Genomic DNA, 19,178 nt, shown 5'->3' on the forward strand with positions numbered 1-19,178 from the left:
ATCAAAATTCGCGACTGGCGTCGCTCCTACGCGCACCGTTGGCGACAGCTAGCAATCGAGCATTGGAATGCACGATGAAAAATCGCTAGTTGCGTACAAAAAATAAGTACTTCTACAATGCCAACACATGCATGCTAACCACGGAACCGCCCATGGATACCATCAATTACACAACCTTGCGCAACAACCTCGCCAGCGTGCTTGATAAAGTCAACGACGACCATAACCCGGTCTTGGTGACACGGCAAAATGGCAAACCGGCGGTGATCTTGTCGCTGGAAGATTACAAATCCTTCGAGGAAACCGCTTATTTGATGGCCAGCCCGGTCAATGCGCAGCGTTTGAACCAAGCAATTGCGGAAGTGGAAGCCGGTAATACCGTAAACCATGAACTGATAGAACCATGATTTTGGCTTGGGCGACAAATGCTTGGGACGATTACTTGTACTGGCAGGCCACCGATAAAAAGGTGCTGAAACGTATCAATACCTTGATCGAAGACATCAAACGCCAGCCATTCACCGGCATTGGCGATCCGGAGCTATTAAAGCACAACTGGTCCGGATACTGGTCCAGGCGCATCGACCGTGAACATCGGTTGGTTTACAAGGCGGATGCCACCACGATTACCATCGTGCAATGTCGCTATCACTACTAATTCACGATATCGACCGGGGAAATCGCGACTGGCGTCGCTCCTACAACAACCAATCCACTAAAACCATGACCAACATCCTCATCTGCACCGTCGGCGGCAGCCACCAACCCATCGTCAGCGCCATCAACGACATGCGCCCGGACCATGTCGTGTTCATCTGCACCGACAAGGACCCGGCCACCGGCCAACCGGGGTCACGGACCCAAATCGACGGCAAGGGCCATTGCATCAAGGCCAGCCCCAAGGATGCCGCGCCGTCATTGCCCAACATTCCCAGCCAAACCGGGCTGGCCGCCGATCAATATCAAACCGTGCTGACGCTGTCCGACGACCTCGACCGCATTTATCTCGATTGCACACTGGCCATAGACCAAGTCATGCAACGCTTTCCGGCAGCCAGAGTCGTAGCCGACTACACCGGCGGCACCAAGTCCATGAGCGCCGGGCTGGTGATGGCGGCTGTCGAAAGGCCGGACATCGACCTACAGCTCGTTACCGGCAGCCGCACGGATTTGATCAAAGTCCAGGACGGCTCGCAGTTTGCCGACAAGGCCGATTGCGAACGCATCCGCTACCGCCGTTTGACCGAGCCCTATCGGCGCGCCTGGCACCGTTACGCCTACAGTGAAGCGTGGGCGGGCCTGGCCGATTTCAGGCCGCCCAAAGGCCTGCGCAACGAATACACCCGCTTTCGGGAACTGAGCCGCGCCTTTGCAGAATGGGACAATTTCAACCATGCCCTGACCTTGAACATCTTGCAGCCTTATGCGCCCAGCCTGCCGGACACGATGAAAACCTACATCGGCATGGCGATGCGCCTCAACGATCAAAACCAAGGCAAACGCGAAGCGGCCCGGCTGTTTGATCTTTACCGCAACGCCGAACGCCACGCCGCCCAAGGCCGTTACGACGACGCGGTTTCAAGGGTTTACCGGCTGATCGAATGGACGGCCCAATGGCTGCTGGAAACCCAATGCGGTATCCAAACCGGCGACATCAAACCGGAGCAAGTCCCGGAAACCATGGTCTTAAAAGCCAACCGCAACGGCATCATTCAAGTGGGTTTGTTCGAGGCCTGGCAACTGGTCAAGCTCAAAACCCAAGGCGCCGCTGCCCGCTTTATCGCGGAACAGGAAAACACCCTGCTCAATCACACCAAGATTCGCAACGCTTCGATTTTGGCGCATGGTTTTACGCCCATCAAACTGACGGAATGGCAGATCATCCACAGCTGGCTGGAGCAATATTTCATGCCGATGCTGCTGGAGGAATCATCAAAAGTCGGCATCAAGCAAATGCCGCCGCAATTGCCGAGTGGTTACGAAAGCTAATTTGCCGGCGCCACCTATGACGGACACAACGGTAGGATCGACCGTAGGAGCGACGCACAGTCGCGATTTCAACCAGTCAAATCGCGACTATGCGTCGCTCCTACAAACCCAGGGCAGTAAACCGCATGGCAAAGAATTACGCAAACGCCGACATTCTATCGCGGGCCAGATTTACCTGATCACTACCGTTACTCAAAACCGTAGACCGGTTTTTGCCGATCTGTTCGCCGCTCGGCTGCTGGTTCAAACCTTGCGGTTCGAGCAACAGCGGCATACCGCCGATACCTTGGCTTATGTAGTCATGCCGGATCACTTGCATTGGCTGATGACGCTTGGTCCCAGCCAGCCCTTGGCAAAAGTCGTACAGGCTATAAAAGCCTCGTCGGCCAAACGAATCGGCCAGCCTATTTGGCAAGCGGGCTATCACGACCATGCCTTACGCAAGGAAGAAGATTTGCAAGCCGTGGCCCGCTATGTCATCGCCAACCCGTTGCGGGCCGGCTTGGTGGAACGCATCGGCGATTACCCGCATTGGGATGCGATATGGTTTTAAATCCCCTATTGGTAGGAGCGACCTAAATTTAACAAGCAAATACTTATGCCAAACATCCTGCTATGTACCCTAGGCGCCAGTTGGGCCGTCATTCCGGAAGCCTACGCCTTTCTGGCGCCGGATAAACTGCCGCTGTACCTCAACCATCCCGAGCAAACGCAATTGCTGGCATTGAAAGACCAATACCAATTACAACCGCCGGATGAGATTTGGGTCTGTACCACCCAAGGCCAGCAAACCCAAACAAGTTTGCAAACCCTGAAAGCCTGGATAGATTGTTTGCCGAATGCACCGCAGTTACGCATCTGGCAAGCCGCGCAAACCGACCAACTCGCCACCCAACAGGAATGCGCTGCCATTCGCGAGTTGATCGTGCGCGCCTGCCTCAAAGCGCATGATCATGCCTCAGGCGGTCAGGTGGTGTTGTCGCTGGCCGGTGGGCGCAAGACCATGAGCGCGGACATGCAATGGGCCGGCAGTCTGTTCGGTTGCCAGGCCTTATTGCATGTGATCAGTGCCGACAAATTGCCCGACGAATTGCGCTTTGCTCAACCCGCCACATTGGCGCGAACCTTAAGCGCGGATTTGGCCCAACTGATCATGCCGCTGATCGCCGGCCAAACCAGCCGCAGCGATTTGCTGGACATCAGCGTCGATGGCGTCGGCCCGATAAAAACCGAGGATTATCCCCTGGATTTGCCTGCGCCAAACCAAATTGGTTTATTCGCAGATACCGATCACCGTCTCAGCCAAGAACTTGGCAAACGCGAAAAAGCCAGCAGCCGCTTGTTCGGTAATTACCTTCTGGACATCAGCCGCACCGAAAGCCACGAAAACTGGCGCAGCCTGTACCGCCTGCCGCCGCGCCGTATCGACCAGCTCAGAACCACGATGCTTGGCGAAAAAGATCGCCAATGGTTGCTTGAATTACCCAAAGCCGATTTGCACCGCCATCTCGGCGGTTGTTTGAGCTTGGATGACCAGCGCAGAGTGGCCGAAGCCATCTGGCAAAACCTAACCGCTGCCGAGCGCGATCAAGCTCTGGCCCATTGTCAAAAACTGCTCCAACAGCCGCGCTGGCCGTGGAACTGGCCCAAATTTCTTAAATGCAATAGCCAACGCAGCCACAACACGGCGGCGCTGCTGCTGCACGCCAGCGAAGAACAACTCCAAGAAAATTTGTGGCAAGTCACCGAACCGCGCGTGGGCTTGAAAGACCAACACCCGGCCGGCTTTTCCGCCTACGAGCGTCCCGGCGAATTGTCCGGTTCGGCTTTGCTTTACCATCCTGCGGCCATTCAGCCCTATGCCCAAGCCATAGCCCAACAAGCGATCGATGAAGGCTTGGCCTATGTCGAATTGCGCGGCAGCCCGCAAAAATATGACCCGGCCGATGGCTTGGCCTTTTTAAAACAATTTCATCAAGCCCTGACAAGCTTGCCAAACCCGACCAACATCCAATTTCGGTTTATCGTCATCGCCGACCGCCGCGCCGAGGAAGCCGACTTGCAAAAAACCATAGACATGGCCGTGCAGGCCAAACGGGAACTGCCCGATTTCGTGGTCGGCTTGGACATGGCCGGCGACGAATCGCGCACCCAACCGGAAAAAATCGCGCATCTGTTCACGCCGGCTTTCGCCGCCTGCCTGCCGATCACCATCCATGCCGGCGAAGGCGAAGCCGCGGAATCCATTTGGCAAGCCGCCTATCATCTGCATGCCGACCGCATAGGCCACGGCCTGACGCTGAACGACAACGAAAACCTGGCCCAGCGCTTTCGTGACCGCAACATTTGTTTGGAACTGTGCCCCAGCTCCAACCGCGAAGTCGTGGGGTTTTTCGATGCTAAATTTCCAGAAACCGAAGAAATGCCGGTCTATCCATTGTTGGCATTGTGGCAAAAAGGCCTACCTTTGACACTTTGCAGCGACAACCCCGGCATCAGCCAAACCAGCTTGGCCGACGAATATTTGGCGGCGGCGCGCATGACCGATTTTAGGCTCAGCCAATGGGATGCCTTGGCCATGATCAAGCAAGGCTTCGTGCATGCCTTCATTCCCGGCCAGGAAAAGGAAAAACTATTGAAAGACATAGACGCCAAGTTATACGAACTATTGATAACCGCCTGATGAGCCGTAGGAGCGACGCCAGTCGCGATAATCACCGCTCAAATCGCGACTGGCGTCTTTAAAATCGCGACTGGCGTCGCTCCTACAACAACATGCAGCGTAACCGTTATCCAACCGAGCAAAGCCACTATGAAACTCACCGCCCACTTAATCCTGGTCTCCGCCCAGCCCATCCCCAACATCACCCCCATGCTGGACGAAGCCATCAAGCCGCAAAAAGTGCTCATGCTGGTCAGCCCGGACATGCGCGAACGTGCCAAAGCCTTGGAAAATATCTTCAAGCCGCGTGGCATTAGCGTCGAGCAATACGCTATCGAAGACCCCTGGGATGCAGAGCGCATCAGCGATACGGCGCTCGATATTCTGAGCCAATATCCCGCCGGGGACATCGCGCTCAACGCCACCGGCGGCACCAAACTGATGAGCATCGCCGCCTACGAAGCCTTTCGCAGCGAAAATGCGCCGATTTACTATGTGCATCCGGAACATGACCGCCTGCTGTGGCTGTCGCCCAAGCGAGCGCCGCACGAGCTGGCCGACCGCCTGAAGCTCAAGGATTACCTGATGGCCTACGGCGCCGATCAGGTAGACATTCCGGACCTCGGCCAAAGCGTGCCGGCGCCGATCCAGGCATTGACCCAAAACCTGCTGGCCGGTATCGACCGCTATGCCGATGAACTGGGCGCGCTGAATTATTTGGCCTTACAAGCCGACAACCCGCAACTCAGCACCCAAATCGAACACGGCCCGCAAGCCAAACCCATGCTGTGGGAACTGCTGGAATTATTTGAACAGGCCGGCCTTTGCCGCATCGATGGCCGCCGGCTGAGTTTTCCCGACCAACAAGCCCGCTTCGTGGCCAACGGTGGCTGGCTGGAAATGCATACCTACAAAATCTGCACCCAGTTGAAAAAAGACTGCCGCATCCAGGACGTGGCCTGCAACATCACGATACAACGCCATCCGGCTGGCAAAACCCCTGTCAAAAACGAAATTGACGTTGGGCTGATTCGGGACAATCGCTTGCATTTGATCGAATGCAAAACCAAACGTTTTGAAAAAGACGCCGACGTGCTGTATAAGCTGGACAGCCTGCGCGACTTGATAGGCGGCCTGCAAGGCCGAGCCATGCTGGTCAGCTTTAACAGCCTAGACAAAGTCAGCCGGGCCCGCGCCAAGGAATTGAACATTGCCTTGTGCAGCAAAACCGACCTGAGAAATTTGCAACAGCACCTGCATGCATGGCTGACCGCCGGGAGATAACTTTTTGAAAACCCATTTCTTTGGCAACCCCATCTGTAACCCCATGAAAACAAAAGGAGATCAACGCCGAGCTATTTAAATAACAGACCTTATAAAGAAGGGATTAAGACCGCAGTAATCGACATGTTCGCCTAGCAATGTATTTAACCTGAATCCGTGACTCCACATATTGCCAGACCTTTTATTCGTCATACTCTTCCAAAATTCGCTGAATTTAAAAGTGTGGTCCGGGCAATCGAGTTTAACGGCTAGAAATGCAGCGTATTATCTGGAATATTTTCCCTGCATGATTCAATTTGATGGACTTTAGGCGCAGGATTCCCAAGCCACTGTGAATTTGCGGCGTTGTGCTATCGATGGCAGAGCGATCAGTCGCTAGCCGGCGGCGAGTTTGGCGTAGGTGGATTCAAAAGCGATGAAACCGGGACAGCTCTGTGAAAAGCGCAGCTTCAGCCGGTGCCCGCTACGGATGAGTCGCGCGGCCAGATACATCAGTTCCTGGATCACGGTTTTGATACGCCGCCGCTTGGCAGGATGCCTGACCGGGCTTTGTTCGCCCAGCAAGCCGATCAGGCCTATCCAGCGCAGGATGTTGTAGCTATAGGCGCTGAGGCTCATGATCAGGTCGTTGGTGGCAAACTTGCCGGATGGCAGGCGCTCGATATCCAGATCGGTCTTGAATTCGCTGTGGAATTGTTCAGCGGTGGCATGGTCGCGATAGAGGGCAATAACCATGGCATCGTCGTAATCGGCCACCGGCAGACTGGTCCACCAGCCTTCGATTTCGATATCCGGTAGCACGAGGGCTTGGCCTTGAGCCGTGATGGTGCGCTCGGTGATTTGCATGACCCTGCGACAGGTATAGGTTTTACCGTTGCGAGTGTGTTGCTCCATGACACTGAACAAGGCCACGCGTTTGCCTTCGCGCGGTGTGGTCCACTGGCCGTGTTGTTCGGCGTAGGCCAGCCAGGCGTCGGCATCTTGTTTACGCGGGTTCCATTTGATGATGAAATCGACCTGATCGGCTTCGTGTAAGTCGATGCGATTGTCGAGCGCGTCGTGACCGCCATCCAGCCGGACCAACAAAGGCAAAGTCGTCAAACGTTTCGCGGCGGCGAGTCCGCGCTCCAGCGCATAGCGGAATTCGTATTGGCAATGCTGCTTGCCTTCGCGCAGTTCATTACCAATACACCAGCCCTCTTTACCCAGATAGAGGGCAATCGGGGCGTAGCCGTCAAAACCTTTGTAGGTTCGGGAGACGCCTTCTTTGCAGGTTTTTTCGTTGTTCATGGGGTAAACATCGATATCCAACGCGACATGGCCTGTGGCTAACGGCGTTACCGGCACCTGGGCGTGAGCCAGAAAATCGAGGTTGCTTTGATAAATGATCGGTAATAAGGCGTCGGCGTGTTCATCCAGTCGCTGTCTGAGGCGGGCGCTGGAGGGTACTTGATGAATGGCGAGCGCGGCTTTGAAATAGTCGTCGTCGCGATGGTTTTCGATGGCTTCGAAGTCGCTTTTGCCCAGGCTAAGGGTGCCTATATAGCTTTTGATAATATCGGCGTGAGCAATACCGTGCCGTAGCGGAATACCTTTTTCCAGCGCCTGATTGAGCTGGCCATATTGATTCAAACATAAACCGACCAAGGCTAATCCAGAATGGCTGGTATAAAATTCAGTTTCAGATTGCTCCAGGATAAACCGCTTCATGAATCACTCGCCGGGTGAATGGAAGAATAGCGGTATTATCCCAGAATAAGCGTTTTAAATCATTGCGTTGCGGCCGTGGATGGCCTTTTAAGTCACGGATTCAGGTTTAAATAACAGACCTTATAAAGAAGGGATTAAGACCCACTACTGCCAGACCTATCGAGGGATGACATGCATTTAAATAACAGACCTTATAAAGAAGGGATTAAGACAAATGATTGAATACATATTTTCTCCAATTAAAATTTAAATAACAGACCTTATAAAGAAGGGATTAAGACGCCTCTTGCCGGTCTTGTTCTGCCAGCCAGCTATATTTAAATAACAGACCTTATAAAGAAGGGATTAAGACGCCTCTTGCCGGTCTTGTTCTGCCAGCCAGCTATATTTAAATAACAGACCTTATAAAGAAGGGATTAAGACCCGTTGCAACCGTAGCACTTGGTGCCGTGCATTAATTTAAATAACAGACCTTATAAAGAAGGGATTAAGACCATTTTTTGGCTTTAAGCGGGTTGATGCTTTATATTTAAATAACAGACCTTATAAAGAAGGGATTAAGACAAAACAATTTTGCCGATGGTTACGGTGGTGGTATTTAAATAACAGACCTTATAAAGAAGGGATTAAGACCTAATGTTTTTGCTTGATTTTCAGCTAAACGGGTTATTTAAATAACAGACCTTATAAAGAAGGGATTAAGACATTATTTCTTTTTTCATGTTCTTGTTCTCGGTTTTGATTTAAATAACAGACCTTATAAAGAAGGGATTAAGACCAAGCCCGCGCAAAGCGTAGATTGCTGTATTGTTCTATTTAAATAACAGACCTTATAAAGAAGGGATTAAGACTCATGATTTTAATCCTCATTGGTTACTTGCTAGAACGTAGATATAAGCCACAGCGTAGGAGCGACGCATAGTCGCGATGCGTGAGCCTGCGATCGCGACTTGCATCGCTCCTGCCAAACTCCTGAACGGTTCGACCATGCCCAAAGCAAGGGAAACGTCTGGCGTGGGTTAAATAACCCTCCCGGCGCCCAGTCATCCCACTATGGATTACCACGCAGAGCATGGTAATCAGGTCAAAGATGGGATTTTGTGGGAGCGACGCCTCGTCGCGAGTTGAAGGTTTTGAAATCGCGACGAGGTGTCGCTCCTACCAAGATCCTCACAAGCTTGCCAACGCTAACCGGCGCCGGTTTTTTGCTTACCTTGTTGCCATGACTCAACGGCAACTCTATCTGGCGGCATACGACATTTCTTGCAACCGGCGGCTACGCAAGGCGCTGTACGTGCTGCGCGGCTATGCCTCTGGCGGGCAAAAATCGGTGTTCGAATGTTTTCTAACCCCGACGGAAAAATCATTACTGCTGGAAGATATTGCCCAGGTCATAAACCCCGAGGAGGATCGCTTCATTTTGCTGAGACTGGCGGGCGCCAAGCACGTGCGCACACTCGGCAAGGCGGTGCCGCCTCAGGATGGTTCGTTTTTTTATGTGGGGTAACGGATGAGCAGTCTGTATCTGGACAGGAAGAATCTCGGCATCAAACTCGACGGCCAGGCGCTGGCTATGTACGAGGACGGCGAGCGCAAGGGTTCCGTGCCCTTGCATTTGCTGGACCGGGTGGTGCTGCGCGGCAACGTGCAATTGGAAAGCCGGGTGCTAGGCGCGTTGTCGGAGCGCAATATCGGCTTGCTGGTGTTGTCTGGCCGCAATACCGACGCAACGGCGATGCTGGCGGGGCGTGCGCATAGCGATAGTACCCGGCGTTTGGGGCAATACCGGGTCAGCATGGATGACGGGTTGCGCACGCCGCTGGCGCGCTGGCTGGTGTTGATCAAAGTCAGGGCGCAACAGCGTCTGTTGAAAGACGCCTTGGCCGGCCGCGCGGATTTGCGCCATCCCTTGACGACGGCCAGCGAAACCTTGAACGGCATCATCGGCCAATTGCGCGAGGACCAGTTTGCACTTTCGCTGGCGAGTTTGCGTGGTTTCGAAGGCGCAGCCGCAGCCGCCTATTTCAACGGCTTTACGCGCTTGTTCGCGCCGGCCTTGAATTTTACCGGCAGAAACAAGCGCCCGCCGCCGGACCCGGTGAATGCTTGTTTGTCGCTGGGGTATACGCTATTGCATTACGATGCGGTGCGGGCCTGTCATATCGTGGGTTTGGACAGCATGTTGGGGTTTTATCACGATGTCAATTTTGGCCGAGAATCCTTGGCCTGCGACTTGATGGAACCCTTGCGGCCGTTGATGGATCGCTGGGTGTGGCAAATGTTTCGCGAGCGGCAACTGCGCGCCGAGCATTTCAGCGATGACAACGGCCGCTGCCAGATGAACAAGGCTGGCAGGCAATGCTTTTATGCCTTTTACGAATCGCAAGCAGGATCGGCGCGGCGCTTGCTGCGGCGTTATGGCCATGCGCTGGCCAAGCGTTACCAATCGGTTTACGAGGACTGCTGATGCGGCCTTTGTATATCGACGGCTCGCCCGGTTGCCGGGTGGTGCTGGACGAGCCCGCCTTGCGGGTTTGCCTGCCGGAAAAGGCCGATCAATTGTTTCCGCTGACGCGGGTGTCGCGCGTGGTCTGCAATGGCGTGGTGGAATGGAGCATGTCGGCCTTGCTGGCCTGCGCCGATGCCGGCATTACGGTGTTGTTTTTGGAAAGAAACGGTAAGGTCCGGGCGCGCTGGCTCGGGCATGGCGGCGAAAGACAATCCTTGACTCAACGCTTGGTGGATTTATTGGCGCGCGGGGATGGGCCAGGCTTGTACGAAAACTGGTATTTGTCCATGGAGAAACTGGCGGCCCGCAGTTTCGCCCGACGCATGGCGTTGAACGATTGGCGTGAAATTTCGGTGGTGCAACTCCGCAAGCAGCTGGCTTTGGCATTAGCGGAAACGGGCAGGCGGCGAGCCAATCTGCTGCAAAGTCTGTTGCATGCCGAGCTGCTGGCTTGGTTGCCGGATGCCGGTTTGGGCAGCGACGACGAAGCCTTGCTGGACGATAAGCTGGATTTGGCCAGCGATATGAGCAAGCTGTTGATTTGGGATTTTTATCCAGCCTTGTTGGAATGGGATGGGGACGTGCAGCAAGCAGATATGCAGTCGATGGCGGCTTTGTTTCAGCAACGCACCGATCGCTGTTATCTGCTGTTTAGAAGCAGCATCAATAAGTTGCACCAGTTTTTGTTGGCGGTGAGCTGATGGCCGACAGCCGGCTAGGTTTATATTTGATTGCTTATGACATCGCCGATCCACGGCGTTTGTCGAAGGTACATCGTATTTTGAAGAAGGAGGGATTGCCGGTGCAGTATTCGGTGTTTACCGTGGTCATGAAGCGGCCGCGCATGCTGCGTTTGCTAGAGCGCATAGACGCACAGATTCTGCAGTTGGAGGACGATGTGCGTTGTTATCGTTTACCGGAAAATTCCGAAGCCAACACGCTGGGCCGGCAATATTTCCCGGACGATGTCATGCTGTTTACCGGCGGCGTAAATAGGCTATTGAGCGGTTGAGGCTGGAGCTGTGGGTGCGATGTTTGTGCCGGCGTCGCTACCGCGTCAAAGCGATTTTTTGCCGTACCTATTCAGCGCTTACCCCTGGTTTGTTGATAACTCATTGGAAAAGTATGCGAAATCCGTAGGAGCGACGCATAGTCGCGATCAAGCGCTTTCATTCGCGACTATGCGTCGCTCCTACAGGAATTTCTGCATAGTTCATTTTGCTTTAAATAAAATTTGATATTTGGATTTTGCATGAAGATTTTTCATACCTCGGACTGGCATTTGGGCCAGAGCTTGCGCGGATTTGACCGCTATTACGAACATCAATGTTTTCTGGATTGGTTGTTGGCGCAGATCCGCACGGAAGACATCGACGTGTTGTTGGTGTCGGGCGATATTTTCGATAACGCCAATCCGTCTTCGGCCTCGCAAAAACAGTTGTACCGTTTCTTGCAGGCGGCCAGGGAAGCCGCACCGCATCTGCGCGTAGTGCTGATCGCCGGCAACCACGATTCGCCCGGACGCCTGGAGGCACCGTCGCCGTTATTGGCGAGGTTTGAAACTCGCGTCGTCGGACAAACGGCAAGAATTGCGGACGGTAATATCGATCTCGAGCAACTCATCATTCCGTTGCATGACCGTAACGATCAGCTGCGAGCCTGGTGTTTGGCCGTGCCGTTTTTGCGGCCGGGTGACGTGCCGCGCATCGAGAGCGAACAGGATGCTTATCTGGCTGGCGTAGAAGCTTTGTACCAACAGGCTTTGCAGCAGATTTTGCTGAGGCGACACCCTGGCCAGGCCATCGTTGCGTTGGGGCATTGCCATTTGGAGGGTGGGGCGACCTCGCGAGATTCGGAGCGGCGTATCGTGGTGGGCGGGCTGGAGGCTCTATCGGCTGGCATTTTCGACAAGCACATCGCCTACGCCGCTTTGGGGCATTTGCATCTGCCGCAAGCCGTAGGCGGCAGGGAGTGGGTGCGCTATAGCGGTAGCCCGCTACCGATGTCGTTTGCTGAAACCGAGTACCCGCATCAGATCGTCAAGATAGAACTGGATGGGGAACGGCTCCAGGCCATCACTCCGTTGCGGGTGCCGCGCAGCGTGGAGCTGCTGAAAATACCAGCGCAACCGGCGCCGCTCCCGGAGGTTTTGCAGGCTTTACAGAACCTGCCGTATGACGACCTGAGCTTGCCCGAACGACAATGGCCTTATCTGGAGGTGCGGGTGAGTTTCGAGACACCGGAACCGGGCGCTCGGGCTTTGATAGAAGAGGCCATCAAACACAAGGCGGTGCGGCTGGCTGGCATCGACGCCAATTATCGGCGCGGCGACGGCTCGATGCACATTGATGAGGACAGCACATTTAATGACTTGAGCCAACTGCAAGCGGAGGATATTTTGCGACAGCATCATCAAACCCAATATGGTGGCCCCGTGCCCGACGATGTGATGAAAGCCTTTCAGGAATTGTTGCTGGAGGCGGAACTATGAAGATTTTAGCGGTGCGCGGCAAAAATTTGGCGTCGTTGGCTGGCGAGTTCGAGATCGATTTTTTGCAGCCGCCTTTGTCTACGGCCGGGCTGTTTGCGATCAGCGGCCCCACCGGCGCCGGCAAGAGTACGCTGTTGGACGCCTTGTGTCTGGCGCTGTACGACCGGACGCCGCGATTGCAGCATGCCGCCGCCCAGGGGGTGCGTCTGCGCGATGTCGGCGACGAAACCCTGCCGCCACAGGATGTGCGTAACGTGTTGCGCCGTGGTTGCGCGGACGGTTATGCGGAAGTGGATTTCATCGGCAACGACAAACAGCATTATCGCAGCCGTTGGAGCGTGCGGCGCGCGCATGGCCGGGTCGACGGCCGGTTGCAGGCTACCGAAATGAGTTTGTTGCGTCTGCCGGAAGCGCAGCCAATAGGCGGTGTGAAAACCGAGGTGTTGGAACACATACGCCAACGGCTGGGTTTGAGTTTCGAGCAATTTACTCGCGCGGTGTTGCTGGCGCAAAACGAATTCAGCGTGTTCTTGAAAGCCGGCGACGACGAACGCGCCAGTCTGCTGGAAACCCTGACCGGCACCGACGAATACAGCCGCATTTCCATGTTGGCTTTCGAACGAGCCAAGCAGGAAAAGGGGCGTCTGGAGGCATTGTCCAGCCAGTTGGCCGTGCAACAGCCTTTGGCGGCGGAGCAACGCCAGGCAATCGAAGCGCAAAAACAAACGGTGGAACGGGCCTTGGCCGGCGACCAGCAGCGACAAGCGGAGATCGAGCAACATTTGCAATGGCATCGGCAATACCAGGTGCTGCAAACCGCCGAGCAACAGGCGCAGCATAGGGTCGAGCAAGCGCAAGCGGCGCAGGCTCAGGCCGAACCGCGCCGGGCTCATGTTGCCTTGGTCGAGTCCTTGCAGGAAGCGCGGCCGCTGCTGACGGAATGCGATCGATTGCAGGCGGAATGCCAGCGGCAACAGAGTCAGTTCGACGCCGCCCAATCTGGCTTGGCCGATGCTATCAGCCGGCAACAGACCGCCCAGCAAGCCCAGCAAACGGCGCAACAACGCTGGGACCAAGCCGAACGCGACCGCGTGCAAATTTTAGATGACATCGGCAAGGCCAAAACCTTGGATGCGGAAATCGCGCTGTTGTTGCCGCGCCATCGGCAATTGCAACATAACGCCGAGCAAGCCAGACAAGCACTGGCGGCATTGGACGACGAGCTGACGCAAAAACGGCAGAGCCGCGATATAGCAAGCCAAGAATTATCCGACTGCGAAGCCTGGTTGCAAAATCATGCTTCGCTGGAAATGCTGAGCCAGCAATGGCCGCGCTGGGAAGTGTTGTTCAAACAGGCGCAAACCGCTGCGAGTCAACGCGATACGGCTAGTCTGGAATTGACGGGTTTGGAAAAGCGCGTGCTGCAAGCACAGACCGATTTGCAGGCGGCGCAAACGCTGGTCGAAAGCCAACGATGCGAGTTCGAGAGCGCCGAACGGGCTTGTAAACAAGCGGAACTGGCGGCCGGACAATTCGATGCCGCCGCCTTGACCTCTGCCCATGGCCGTCATCAACTTCGGTTGGAACAACTGCGGCAGGCAAAAGGCAGCTGGGAAGCGCTGGGGCAATTGAGCGCCACGGATCATGCTCATGCCGGCAAGCTCGAATCGCTGGCTGAACAGCAGCAAGATCGGCTGGAAAATCTGGCGACCGTTCGGCAAAAGCTGCCAGCCTTGCAGGCCGCGCACGCCCAAGCCGCTAAAATGCTGGATTTGGTCAAGCTAGCCAGCCACGAGAGCGTGGAAAAACTGCGCGCCCAATTACAGGACGGCTGCGAGTGCCCGGTCTGCGGCTCCAAGCAGCATCCGTTTGCCCACGGCCAGCAACCATTGTTGCCGGAGCTAAATGACTTGGAAGCGGAAGTGGCCGAATGCCTGTTGCAATGTAAACAGGCGGAACAACTGGATGGGCGTTTGAGCCTGGAGCTTGAGCAACTGGACAAGCAGATCGGCGAATTGCAAACGGCGCGGCAAACCTTGCAAACGCAGATGACAGAACTGCAAACCCGCTGGCAATCCCACGCGCAGGCGTGTGCATTGCCTGTCATCGAGTCGGCCGAAATCGAAGCCTGGCTGAGTCAGCAGCTAGCCGATGCCGAGGCGGCATTGCTCCAGGTCGGACAAGATCTGAATGCAATGAGCGACGCTCTGGCCCGGCGCGACCTTACTCATAAGGTGTTGGCCGCCATCGAGCAAAAACGGCAATTGGCTCGGCAGCAAGCCGAGTTGGCTCAAGCCGGCCTCAACGAGAGTCAGATGGGAGTCGATCAGGCCGCCGAAAAGTTGCGGGCTTTGCAGAGCCAATTATCTCAATGGCTCGACGAATTGGATGGCGCATTCGAAAACGGAAGCTGGCGGCAGGATTGGCAAGCGGACGGTGAAAGCTTTTTCCAGAGTTGCCGCCGGCAAGCGCGGTTTTACTTGGAACAACAAACATTGCGCGAACAATTGCTCAAGCAAATCGCGATTCTGGATACCGAGTTGGAGGCTTTGGTTAGCCGCCGACTGCAAGCCGAGCGGCAAGCGGCGGCGGCTTTGGCCGATTTTAGCGCGATCGATGTCGAAGTGGCGGGCAAAGGCCGTCAACGCCAAGGTTTTTTGGCAGGCCGTTCAGTAACCGAGGCCGAGGCCGAGTTGGAACGACGCCTGGCCGCGGTCAAGGCAGAGCTGGATCAGGCCGTTGCTGCTGCCCATGCCGGCGCCACCGGGTTGGCGACGGCTCGACAGGCGGAAATGCAAGCGCAAACCTTGCTGAACGAAAACCAGGCGCGCCGGGCGACTGCGGAAGATGCGCTGGCGAAATGGCTGACAACCTTCCGGCAACGGCATAGGGCGATCGAAGAGCTGGATCAGCCCCAATTGCGCGCCCTGCTGCAGCACGACCATCTTTGGTTGAGCCAGGAACGGCAAGCCTTGCAGGCGATCGATAAAGCGCTGGCGCAAGCCTTGGCCGTACTCGATGAGCGGCGCCAGCAATGCGAGCAGCATTGGGCTCGCCGAGCATCTCTGGAATCCTTGGCAGATCTGGAAACAGCGCACAGTGAATTGACAACACGGTTGACCGGATTACGACATCAACATACCGAACTGGTGCTGCAATTGAGAGCGGATGACCAGCGTTTGGCGATCAGCGCGGAACTGCTGGACAAGCGGGCGGCACAAGCGGCAGTTCACGATACTTGGAGCAAATTGAATGCCTTGATCGGCTCGGCCGACGGCAAGAAATTCCGGAACATTGCCCAGCAACTGACGCTGGATGTGTTATTCGGCTATGCCAATCAGCACCTGAAAGATCTGAGTCGACGCTATCGTTTGGAGCGCGTCAAGGATACGTTGGCCTTGCAAGTGGTCGACCAGGACATGGGCGATGAAATACGCTCTGTGCACTCCTTGTCGGGTGGCGAGTCGTTTTTGCTGTCGTTGGCTTTGGCGTTGGGTTTGGCTTCCTTGTCTTCCAACCGGGTGAAGGTGGAGTCGTTGTTCATCGACGAAGGCTTTGGCAGCTTGGATGCCGAAACCCTGCGCGTGGCGATGGATGCCTTGGACAGCCTGCAAGCTTTGGGGCGCAAGGTCGGCGTGATTTCGCACGTGCAGGAGATGACCGAGCGCATAGGCACGCGTATCGAAATCAAGCGCATCGGCAACGGCTTGAGCCGGCTGAATGTGGGTTAGAACTTGGATAGTGACTCTTCGGTGTGGGTTAAATAACCCTCCCGATGTCCAGTCGTCCTAATATGGAATACCATGCAGAGCATGGTAATCAAATCAAAGATCGGATTTTGTGGGAGCGACGCTTCGTCGCGACTTGAAAGCTTTACAGTGCGACGAAGCGTCGCTCCCACACACAATGTCAGATGCCGCCAACATGTAATGATCAAGAGGGTTTACCATGGCGCATGGCGCTTGTTTTCGCGCGCCAAGTGGCCAACAATAGCCGGCAATCACAGAAAACCGATGGAGCTCGCCATGGCACTGGATAAACCATACGAAAACGACTATTTGAGCGAAGAAGAGTATCTGGCCACGGAACCCGCTGCCGATCTGAAACGCGAATATATCGACGGACGGGTTTATGCGATGGCCGGGGCCGGCTACAACCATAATTGCATCGCCGCCAATATGTTGGGTGAATTCAGGAATCATCTGAAAGGCACGCCCTGCGCAACCTTCATGGCCGACATCAAGGTCAAACTGGGCAAGGATTACGTTTACCCGGATGTGCTGGTCGATTGCAGCAAGATGAGCGGCAGCGACGTTTTTTCGACCTCGCCGGTCATCATCGTCGAGGTATTGTCCCGTTCTACCCGTAAAACCGATACCACGACCAAATTGATTCGCTATATCAACCTGCCTTCCCTGCAGGAATATGTATTGATAGAGCCCGACATCGTGTCTGTGCAGGTGCTGCGCCGCAGCAAAAACTGGCTGCCCGACTATTTCTTTTTGGGCGATGAGGTTACCTTTGAGTCGATTGGCCTGACTTTGCCGGTCGAAGACATCTACGACCGGGTGGACAATCCGGACATCAACGAATTCAAGGCCGCAAAGCCGATCTAGGCCATTGCTGATCGAATCGATCACCAATTTGACGGCTGTCTGTGCGATGCGGTCTTCGGGACGGCCCCCATCCCCAGCGGACGACATCGAGTTCGCCCCCGATGCGTCTTAAAATATCGCCATCAGGTACAATGACGCCTTTTGAATCCCTGGGCGTGGCGTCTAAGTATGCATGAGCTATGGTTGGCTAAGGAATATGTGAGCAATAAGCTAGGCAATGGTAGGTGCGAATTCATTCGCACTGTGTGGATAAATCCGCACCTACCCCGAATACTTGCATAGGTTACTTCATGTTCATTCCTAAATATTCCGCATGGTGGCTGCCGGTGTTATCCGGTATTTTGATCGGCACCAGTTATATCCCTTTTCCGCCCTGGGCCTCGCTGTTCTGTTTCGTGCCATTGTGGCTGTTTTGGCAACAACAGCAAAAGCTGAAAGCCGTTTTGCTCGGCGGCCTGCTGACCAGCTTCATCTATACCTTGATCGGCTTCAACTGGGTGACTTACACCTTGCATGAATTCGCCAAGGTGAATTGGTTTCTGGCCGGCATCGGCATGCTGCTGTTTGCCTTGTTTGGGCATTTGTTCGTGCCGGTGGCCGGGATGCTGTGGTTCTGGGGACGCAAACTCTGCGCGACCAAGACTTGGTTGTCGTTTGCGTTGATGGCGATCGTTACTGCCCTGGCCGAACTGTACGTGCCCATGCTGTTCAAATGGAATTTCGGTTATAGCTGGTATGGCGCCGGGCTGCCGATTTACCAATGGGCCGAGATCGTCGGTTTTACCGGCCTGAGCATGTTGTCGATCTTGGCCAACCTGCTGGTTTTGTTGGCCTGGCGTGCCAGAGCGACAAGAGCCGGTCAAGCCGGCTTCGCCGCCATCGTGTTGATATTTTTAGGCCTCAATGCAGGCGGCATCTGGCTGAAAAACCGCTTGCCGGAGCCGGACGCTTCCGTCAATGCCTTGCTGGTGCAAGCCAATATCGGCAATATGGAAAAACAGGCCATGGAGCATGGCAAGGGCTTTCAAGCCGAAATTCTAAAAAAATATCTGCGGATCAGCGCGGAAGGCTTGGCCAAGCATCCGGAGACTGATTTCGTGATGTGGTCGGAAACCGCTTTCCCGGCAATGCTGGGCGGTGATTACAACTATTCTATTTTCGCGCAATCGGTGCAGGATTTTTTACGCTCGCATCAGGTTGGCCTGATTACGGGGGCTTATGGCAAGGACTCGCAATCCGGTCTGATCACCAACTCGCTGTTTGCCATCGACCAACAAGGCACGATCACGGAACCGCATTACAGCAAGACCATTCTGCTGGCCTTGGGCGAATACATTCCCGGTGAAGAAAGCTTTCCGTGGCTCAGAGAGCTGTTGCCGATGGTGAGTCATTTCGGCCGTGGTCCTGGTCCGACCGTCTTGCTGAGGTTCAACGGTTATGCAATGGGGCCGCAAGTTTGCTACGAGAGCCTGTTTCCAACGTTTTCCAAGGGTCTGGCCGATCTGGGCGCGCAATTCATCGTCAACGTGACCAATGATTCCTGGTACGGCACCTGGCAGGAACCTTATCAGCATTTGTATATGACCCTGGCGCGCGGGGTTGAATTCCGGCGCCCGGTATTGCGAGTCACGAACACCGGCATATCCACCGTGTCGCTGGCGAATGGCGAGGTGCTGGCCTTGTCGCCGATGGATACCAGCTGGTCGGGCGCTTACCGGGTTGGCTATAGAACCCAGCCGCAAGCCACCTTTTATCAGCGCCATATCGACCTGATGCCGGGCTTGTTATGGCTTGCGCTGGTTCTGTTGCTTGGTTACGCCGCGATGCATTCGAGAGACAAGCGGGCGTGAAGAAGGTTCAGGCTGCTCCCCTCCCCTCGCGGAAAAGGGCGGGGTGCGGGAAATCAATGCAAACACC

Annotated in this window: 15 protein-coding genes and 1 CRISPR repeat array; of the genes, 14 read left to right on the forward strand and 1 reads right to left on the reverse strand. The window is 55.1% G+C overall.

Annotation, left to right across the window (positions count from 1 at the left end):
- The first annotated feature begins 152 nt into the window (after positions 1 to 152).
- From NM686_RS14895 to NM686_RS14920, 6 genes are all read left to right on the forward strand, one after another.
- Positions 153 to 407, forward strand: a complete 255-nt coding sequence (locus NM686_RS14895) for a type II toxin-antitoxin system Phd/YefM family antitoxin (protein WP_255188644.1) — start codon at positions 153 to 155, stop codon at positions 405 to 407.
- A complete protein-coding gene (locus NM686_RS14900; RefSeq protein WP_255188645.1) occupies positions 404 to 658 on the forward strand; it encodes a Txe/YoeB family addiction module toxin in 255 nt (84 codons plus the stop codon). Before NM686_RS14895 ends, NM686_RS14900 begins: the two co-directional genes overlap by 4 nt.
- Positions 659 to 723: 65 nt before the next feature.
- On the forward strand, positions 724 to 1,989 hold the full coding sequence (locus NM686_RS14905) for a TIGR02710 family CRISPR-associated CARF protein (protein ID WP_255188646.1): 1,266 nt from the start codon (positions 724 to 726) through the stop codon (positions 1,987 to 1,989).
- Between the two features lie 16 nt (positions 1,990 to 2,005).
- Complete coding sequence (locus NM686_RS14910) at positions 2,006 to 2,542, forward strand: REP-associated tyrosine transposase (protein WP_255188647.1); 537 nt, start codon at positions 2,006 to 2,008, stop codon at positions 2,540 to 2,542.
- 45 nt (positions 2,543 to 2,587) lie between these two features.
- On the forward strand, positions 2,588 to 4,672 hold the full coding sequence (locus tag NM686_RS14915; RefSeq protein WP_255188648.1) for a CRISPR-associated ring nuclease: 2,085 nt from the start codon (positions 2,588 to 2,590) through the stop codon (positions 4,670 to 4,672).
- 129 nt (positions 4,673 to 4,801) lie between these two features.
- A complete protein-coding gene (locus tag NM686_RS14920) occupies positions 4,802 to 5,935 on the forward strand; it encodes a Card1-like endonuclease domain-containing protein (protein WP_255188649.1) in 1,134 nt (377 codons plus the stop codon).
- Between the two features lie 375 nt (positions 5,936 to 6,310).
- Here NM686_RS14920 and NM686_RS14925 read toward each other — a convergent pair whose 3' ends face one another.
- Complete coding sequence (locus NM686_RS14925; protein WP_255188233.1) at positions 6,311 to 7,645, reverse strand: IS1380 family transposase; 1,335 nt, start codon at positions 7,643 to 7,645, stop codon at positions 6,311 to 6,313.
- A gap of 104 nt (positions 7,646 to 7,749) precedes the next feature.
- Positions 7,750 to 8,496: direct repeats of the CRISPR family, unit length 37 nt; unit sequence ATTTAAATAACAGACCTTATAAAGAAGGGATTAAGAC.
- A gap of 371 nt (positions 8,497 to 8,867) precedes the next feature.
- On the opposite strand from NM686_RS14925, the gene cas2 (NM686_RS14930) reads away from it, so the two are divergent.
- The 8 genes from cas2 (NM686_RS14930) to lnt all read left to right on the forward strand — a co-directional run bounded on the left by cas2 (NM686_RS14930) (position 8,868) and on the right by lnt (position 19,111).
- A complete protein-coding gene (cas2, locus tag NM686_RS14930; protein ID WP_255188650.1) occupies positions 8,868 to 9,152 on the forward strand; it encodes a CRISPR-associated endonuclease Cas2 in 285 nt (94 codons plus the stop codon).
- A 3-nt stretch (positions 9,153 to 9,155) separates the two neighbouring features.
- On the forward strand, positions 9,156 to 10,112 hold the full coding sequence (gene cas1, locus NM686_RS14935) for a CRISPR-associated endonuclease Cas1 (protein WP_255188651.1): 957 nt from the start codon (positions 9,156 to 9,158) through the stop codon (positions 10,110 to 10,112).
- A complete protein-coding gene (locus NM686_RS14940) occupies positions 10,112 to 10,855 on the forward strand; it encodes a CRISPR-associated endonuclease Cas1 (protein ID WP_255188652.1) in 744 nt (247 codons plus the stop codon). The genes cas1 and NM686_RS14940 overlap by 1 nt, the downstream gene beginning before the upstream one ends.
- Positions 10,855 to 11,166, forward strand: a complete 312-nt coding sequence (gene cas2, locus NM686_RS14945; protein ID WP_255188653.1) for a CRISPR-associated endonuclease Cas2 — start codon at positions 10,855 to 10,857, stop codon at positions 11,164 to 11,166. The genes NM686_RS14940 and cas2 (NM686_RS14945) overlap by 1 nt, the downstream gene beginning before the upstream one ends.
- Before the next feature lie 240 nt (positions 11,167 to 11,406).
- Entirely contained in the window at positions 11,407 to 12,645 is a 1,239-nt protein-coding gene (locus NM686_RS14950) for an exonuclease SbcCD subunit D (protein ID WP_255188654.1), read from the forward strand.
- Positions 12,642 to 16,376, forward strand: a complete 3,735-nt coding sequence (locus NM686_RS14955) for an AAA family ATPase (RefSeq protein ID WP_255188655.1) — start codon at positions 12,642 to 12,644, stop codon at positions 16,374 to 16,376. Before NM686_RS14950 ends, NM686_RS14955 begins: the two co-directional genes overlap by 4 nt.
- Before the next feature lie 294 nt (positions 16,377 to 16,670).
- Positions 16,671 to 17,261, forward strand: coding sequence for a Uma2 family endonuclease (locus NM686_RS14960; protein WP_255188656.1), 591 nt, complete (start codon positions 16,671 to 16,673; stop codon positions 17,259 to 17,261).
- Positions 17,262 to 17,551: 290 nt separating this feature from the next.
- Entirely contained in the window at positions 17,552 to 19,111 is a 1,560-nt protein-coding gene (lnt, locus tag NM686_RS14965) for an apolipoprotein N-acyltransferase (RefSeq protein ID WP_255188657.1), read from the forward strand.
- Positions 19,112 to 19,178: the final 67 nt, after the last annotated feature.

Source organism: Methylomonas rapida, assembly GCF_024360925.2.
Lineage (GTDB): Bacteria > Pseudomonadota > Gammaproteobacteria > Methylococcales > Methylomonadaceae > Methylomonas > Methylomonas rapida.

Excerpts from the sequence above, each read along its gene's own strand:
- NM686_RS14905 (WP_255188646.1), top strand. The coding sequence starts at position 724 with ATGACCAACATCCTCATCTGCACCGTCGGCGGCAGCCACCAACCCATC.
- NM686_RS14915 (WP_255188648.1), top strand. The coding sequence starts at position 2,588 with ATGCCAAACATCCTGCTATGTACCCTAGGCGCCAGTTGGGCCGTCATT.
- cas1 (WP_255188651.1), top strand. The coding sequence starts at position 9,156 with ATGAGCAGTCTGTATCTGGACAGGAAGAATCTCGGCATCAAACTCGAC.
- NM686_RS14950 (WP_255188654.1), top strand. The coding sequence starts at position 11,407 with ATGAAGATTTTTCATACCTCGGACTGGCATTTGGGCCAGAGCTTGCGC.
- NM686_RS14960 (WP_255188656.1), top strand. The coding sequence starts at position 16,671 with ATGGCACTGGATAAACCATACGAAAACGACTATTTGAGCGAAGAAGAG.
- NM686_RS14910 (WP_255188647.1), top strand. The coding sequence starts at position 2,006 with ATGACGGACACAACGGTAGGATCGACCGTAGGAGCGACGCACAGTCGC.
- cas2 (WP_255188650.1), top strand. The coding sequence starts at position 8,868 with ATGACTCAACGGCAACTCTATCTGGCGGCATACGACATTTCTTGCAAC.
- cas2 (WP_255188653.1), top strand. The coding sequence starts at position 10,855 with ATGGCCGACAGCCGGCTAGGTTTATATTTGATTGCTTATGACATCGCC.
- lnt (WP_255188657.1), top strand. The coding sequence starts at position 17,552 with ATGTTCATTCCTAAATATTCCGCATGGTGGCTGCCGGTGTTATCCGGT.
- NM686_RS14900 (WP_255188645.1), top strand. The coding sequence starts at position 404 with ATGATTTTGGCTTGGGCGACAAATGCTTGGGACGATTACTTGTACTGG.
- NM686_RS14920 (WP_255188649.1), top strand. The coding sequence starts at position 4,802 with ATGAAACTCACCGCCCACTTAATCCTGGTCTCCGCCCAGCCCATCCCC.
- NM686_RS14955 (WP_255188655.1), top strand. The coding sequence starts at position 12,642 with ATGAAGATTTTAGCGGTGCGCGGCAAAAATTTGGCGTCGTTGGCTGGC.
- NM686_RS14940 (WP_255188652.1), top strand. The coding sequence starts at position 10,112 with ATGCGGCCTTTGTATATCGACGGCTCGCCCGGTTGCCGGGTGGTGCTG.
- NM686_RS14925 (WP_255188233.1), bottom strand. The coding sequence starts at position 7,645 with ATGAAGCGGTTTATCCTGGAGCAATCTGAAACTGAATTTTATACCAGC.
- NM686_RS14895 (WP_255188644.1), top strand. The coding sequence starts at position 153 with ATGGATACCATCAATTACACAACCTTGCGCAACAACCTCGCCAGCGTG.